The sequence below is a fragment of the Legionella tunisiensis genome (assembly GCF_000308315.1).
Taxonomy (GTDB): domain Bacteria; phylum Pseudomonadota; class Gammaproteobacteria; order Legionellales; family Legionellaceae; genus Tatlockia; species Tatlockia tunisiensis.
The window spans coordinates 1-5,553 of sequence record NZ_CALJ01000280.1; the positions used below are offsets into that span (position 1 = coordinate 1).

The window sequence follows — 5,553 nt, forward strand, 5'->3', positions numbered from 1 at the left end:
TTCAAAAATAGTCATGCAGTCTGATTGCTGATGTTGGTTTTTCCTCAACATAGAGTGTAGGGATGTCAATTAGGGATTCGTGGAGTCAGTTTTCTTATGTTGTTCATCCGTAGTTTTTTGTATTGTTCATCTGTTTCATCAATTAATTTTTGATATTTTTTCGCCAAAAATTATTTCTATTATCGGAGCCAATTTCTTTTTCTGTGGTTTTTTCTCTCTTCCCAGCCTTTTTTCCATTGTTCATCTTTCCAGAATGGCTCAACCGTTTCTAATTTATAGCCCTTGTCCGAACCAATTAGTTGAACAAATTGAAATGTTTTCTGAGCAACCTCTGTCATTTCTTTACCAAACTCATTAGCAAGTTTATAGCATCTTCGAAGCTCAGTAAGAGTGACTCCTTTGTCAGAAGGATCATTTGCTCTTTCGAATATTCTGGACTTATCGTATTGGTTATTATTTAAACCAACAACGAATATTAAAGGAACCAAAGGCTCTCCTTTTTGCTGCCTTTTATAATTCTCCAGTAATAAATCATTAAGTATGAACTTAAAATGGGCGTACAGATGGCTGTAAGAATGACTATTACTCACCTTTACATCATTTTTGTATTCATAATCATCAGAGTTGTAAGCTTTAATGCTTCCATCACTATTGATTGCGTTATAAAGCTGTTGGTAATTGAAAAAGTTAAAGCCATAAACAACGACTTCTTTACTATTACCACAAAGATCCTTGACCGCCTGAATGTCTATCTTCACAACAAATAGATTAATATTTGAACTTATTAAAGTATAGACTACCACGCGTATAGCCATTATGCTGGGAGGGCTTAAAAAATCAAATCATTATATTATTCAGACCACTTGGTATCTTGTTATCTCACTCCAATTTAACAATGAGCTGAAAAAACGCACTATTCTTGTTCCCATGCCATATCAAAAATGGCGCGTTTTGACGAAATAAAAAACTAATTATATGCTTGATCATAATACTTGGAGATTATGATGGATTGGTATACATGCAGTAAAACATTCATAAATGTAGTTGATTGCAAGAGTTTTTCTCAAGCTTCAAGAACAATGTATACAACACACTCCTCTATAAGTAAAAGAATAGCATGGCTAGAAAACCAATTAGATACTCAGTTACTCATCAGATCTACTCGTCGATTAGAATTAACTGAAGCAGGCGAAAAATATTATAACAAAATTGTACACTTAATCGATGAATGGGAAGAAACCAAAAAGAGGTTAGCGGAACAACAAAAGTAGCAACAGGCACATTGCGCATAGCTACTCCGGTTATTGCTGGAAATTATTATATATCAGAATATATTGACTTGTTTTTAGAGTTACACCCAACTATAAAAGTTAATTTTCATTTAGGAAGCAAAATAACAAATTTAATTGAAAACAAAATTGATATATACATAAGTAATAGGAATATTAATATTGAAGACAAATTTAAAAATTTGAATTTAATGGAGTCAAGTAGAAAACTATATGCTTCACCAAAATATTTGGAAAAATATGGCACTCCAAAAACATTAGATGAGCTGAAACAGCATAATTGTTTGATAAATTCAAATCAAGATAAAAATTTTTGGGTTTTTGAAAATGACATCATTCGAGTCGAAGGTAATTTATCAGCCAATAATTCAGATACATTGTTAAAAGCAGCTCTTACCGGTTTGGGGATAATCTTTACTCCAGAATCCTATGTTGAAGAAGCGCTAAATGAAAATAAGCTTAAGCCTATTTTGCCCCAGTATAAATCCAATAAAATTGAAGTGTTCGTATGTTATCTATCACATAAATATATTCCTATGAAAATACAGGCTTTCATTAATTTTCTAGAAAAACAGTGGAAGAAAACTCATCAGAAGGAATAAACCTGGCTTAACTCGTTGCTCAACATTTTTCTTCGGATCCAGGACTACACTTAAGAAAATTTCTTCTGTTTGCGTAAGTCATGAAAAAATCATCTCAAGTAGCTTCAAAAAAAGTAAAAACAAACTAAAGAAAGACGAGTTAAAAAATATCTCTGGTGGCTTTGGACAGTTTGGCGAGCCCGATGATCCATATATACCTCAATACCCACCAGGATTGATCCATCCGAGCTTGATCCACCCAGAAATCCTCAAAAAATGATAAAATAAACTATAGGGATCAGGGCTTGAGTTTTGATCGTTCATTGGATCGGATACATCAATAGATAATGTAGACCCTCTCCCCCGATATGCTGTTAGTAGTTATCCTGTTAAGGCGCTTTGTGACGGGGTGTTAAAATAGCTAAGACAATCGCGATGATAAATAAAGCAGGGACATCACCATATAAATGAGCAAAATGCTGGGGGTAATATAATGCTTGGATGGCCATGATACCACCATGCACAATACTAGACCAAACAGTAAACCATATTAAACTTAAATGCTGCACTGGATCCTTAGCTGCCAGGATTAAAAAACACCTAATGTCACATAAATTCCTACTATCATTTGTAAATAGACGTTTTGCCCAACCAGGTGCCATGCCCAGCCTGAAGGCCATAGGAGAGTTAGTGGGTACACCGCGAAGACAAAAATCAGTCCAATAATAACCAAGGCAATTCGAAGCACTTTGCAATCGTTTTTGACGTCCATGATAAGCTCAATAGTAAAGACATGATGTCCATTGCTTCATTTTAGCATGAGGATGATATAAAGGAGATATTTGTGCGTTTCTTATCTAACATGCATAGAGGGAGATGACCAAAATATATTCTTTATAAACAATATGATAAAGAATAATTTTTCCTAATTTTTACGCTGGGCAATCATAGTCTTGATGCAGCCGGGTAAACCGACGCAAAAGGGTTTCTTTGAAAGCCAAATGGGAAATGAGGAAAATGAAGGCATCATTACAACCATGTCAGGCCACATAGTGCATTAAATTATTTTCCACCAGTTACCTTTTGCTCAACAGGTGGTTTAATGCCGGTTTTCTCATCGGGTCAGTGGTACTAATTGAGCGGAAAGATCATTGTGATAATAAACAGAAGAAATTTAAAAAAATTTTCAAAATGCTCGTATTAAAGGAGTCTCCTGAAAATATTCCTTATTCTATTCCATTTTTAGGAATAAGTTTGTTTATTTATTTTCTCTTGATGGTCTTTTCATATCAAAAAGAGGCTTCTATTTTTAAGCCAATATTTTTTCTCTAATATGGCTTCTATTCACCTATGTTATCTTAGAAATGAACGGGTTAAAAAATCGGTTTATCCAAACGATGACTAGTCTATTAAGTGTCGCCTGTGTAATTCAAATAATAAAAATTCTCATTATTTATCTAGCATTGTTTATAATGAGTCTACTTTTAACTCCCCATTATTCTTTTTAAGTCCGAAACTATTGCTTCTTCCAATGAGTTTAACCATCCTAATTTATTTCTGGGAATTTATAGTGATTTCTCATATATATAAATTAGCTTTATCAGTTAAAAGCTATATCGCTTTTTTAATTACTTTGTTACTTGTTTTAATCTCCGCACTAATTTTTATGCTTTAAACTAGGACGTTATCCCCCTGTATTCATTGTTTTTGCAACGCAGTTTAGGACTTACTAAAAGAAAATTTTGCAAACCAGGCTCATCTAATCCAGCAAAGGACTGCACCAAAAAATCAGGATTTATTTCTAAAGTCGATGTTTTAAAAACCAAAATACTGGTATAGCCTAGTGAAATCCGGAAAATCCGAACTCCACTAAGAAAACCAGCTAAAGGATAATCACTAGGTTAATAAAACACCACTTTGTGAGCCACCTACACCAAAAAGATTACCGGCAAAAGCACCGGGTGTGGACGGTAAGCTTGGTAAAAAAATGGTCCATGTTACCCCATTATCAACACTATAATAAGTTAAAGGAAATGAGGTACCTCCAATACTATAAGCACCTACGGCAGAGCAAGTATTATTAATGCAAGAAGTACTGTATAACGCTGTATCTGTGGCAGTAAGAGGAATACCTGTTGTGGGTGGAAATAAAGCTTGAGACCAGGTCACCCCTCTATCGGCACTCGTATAATAAACCGATTGTGTGTTACTGGCATTATCGAAATAATATCCTACTGCAACACAGTTATTTCCTACACAACTGATCGAATTAAGTCTTGCCCCACCATTTCCAACGGGGAGAGTTGCTATAGAAAGTACATGTGCAGTAGACCAAGTAAGTCCTCCATCTGAGCTTAAATAAGTAAATGGAATGGAGTTAGTAGGATCATCAAATTGCCCTATGGTCGTACAATTATTTCCAGAGCAACTTATCCCAAGTATTTTAGGATTGCTATTACCAACAGGTAAGCTTGCCACAGAAGGGATAATTGGTGCCGACCAAGTCACCCCATTATCTGTACTGTGATAAACTAAAGGCTGGCGTTCATTTAATAACGTATTGTAAAAGCCAGCAGCGGTGCAATTAGTGCCAGTACAGCTTACAGTACCCAACAAGTGGCTTTCAGTCGGTGGCAAACCCACTGTAGAAGGAAGGTAGGGTTCTGACCAGGTAACACCGTTATCGGAGCTAGAATAAGTAAGTGGCTTATGAGTACCTGCAAGCTCTTGATAGAAGCCCACAGCAGAGCATTTACTGCCAGAGCAACTAATAGCTGGAGCATAGGTTTGAATAACAGGCCCAACAGGAAGACCATTTACTGAAAGAAAATAAGGGTCACTCCAGGTAACGCCTCTATCTGAACTCGCAGAAGAAAACGGAAGTTGAGCTCCAGAAGCATCTAGATAAAAACCAACTGCCGAACAAAACGTTCCATTACACCCTACTCCAAAATAGAAAGCCACTCCCAAAAGACCCGTAGTAGGAGGCACTGAAGCAGTCCAAGTCGCTCCGTTGTCACTACTTGTATACGCAAGAGGAAGGCTATCCGCGCCAACTTGATATCCCCCTACAGCCGTAGAAAGCGTAGTGATACCTGAGCCATTATTCACCTCACTCACATTTAATGAATTAGCAGGTGTTGGGCCCGCACAGGTTTTTCCTCCAGGAAAACAAACAAATAAATGATGTGTAGGATCAGGATCATTACGATTTACCACACCAGATATAGTGAGCTTTAAGGTGCAACTTTGATTAACAGAGTCATGTGGACCTAAAGTAAACTGACGCGTACAAACGGTTGGATCAGTTGGCTCAAGTACTTGGGTCACATTAGGAGGAAACCATCTTACAAAATTATTAACACGGGTTGTTAACGTATTATTCGTCACAGTATATGCCGCATCAACACTTCCTCCTCGGCTAACCGATGTAGGTAAATTCCCTTGCGGGATAATAGTGAAAGGTACGGCATAGCTCGTCATCGACACCAAAAATCCTGCCAAGCCAATAGAATAAAAACAAGTGTTGTATTTCATTACTCATCCTTTGAGTTAGTTATTTTATCAATCAAGTCATTACAATAAACGACCATCTAAGCGTTTAAATTTCTATTGCTAAAGAAAATACAACTTTAAATGACACAGAGATTTCGTTATTTCCGTACATAGCCTATTTCTAAAGA

General features: G+C 36.3%; 4 protein-coding genes and 1 pseudogene. 2 read left to right on the forward strand and 3 right to left on the reverse strand.

Annotated elements, in window-relative coordinates; all coding sequences use genetic code 11:
- Positions 1-179: 179 nt before the first annotated feature.
- Positions 180-815 (reverse strand): hypothetical protein, encoded by a 636-nt coding sequence (locus tag BN58_RS16480; RefSeq protein ID WP_019217767.1) that lies wholly within the window; start codon positions 813-815, stop codon positions 180-182.
- A 189-nt stretch (positions 816-1,004) separates the two neighbouring features.
- On the opposite strand from BN58_RS16480, the gene BN58_RS37990 reads away from it, so the two are divergent.
- The gene (locus BN58_RS37990; protein ID WP_019217768.1) at positions 1,005-1,271 is read left to right on the forward strand and encodes a LysR family transcriptional regulator; all 267 of its coding nucleotides are present in this window, start codon (positions 1,005-1,007) and stop codon (positions 1,269-1,271) included.
- Complete coding sequence (locus tag BN58_RS16490) at positions 1,229-1,891, forward strand: substrate binding domain-containing protein (protein ID WP_083852246.1); 663 nt, start codon at positions 1,229-1,231, stop codon at positions 1,889-1,891. Before BN58_RS37990 ends, BN58_RS16490 begins: the two co-directional genes overlap by 43 nt.
- A 368-nt stretch (positions 1,892-2,259) precedes the next feature.
- Here BN58_RS16490 and BN58_RS26505 read toward each other — a convergent pair.
- Positions 2,260-2,642 (reverse strand): annotated as a pseudogene (locus BN58_RS26505) (DUF6632 domain-containing protein).
- Positions 2,643-3,766: 1,124 nt separating this feature from the next.
- Entirely contained in the window at positions 3,767-5,407 is a 1,641-nt protein-coding gene (locus tag BN58_RS16510) for a sialidase family protein (RefSeq protein ID WP_019217771.1), read from the reverse strand.
- Positions 5,408-5,553: the final 146 nt, after the last annotated feature.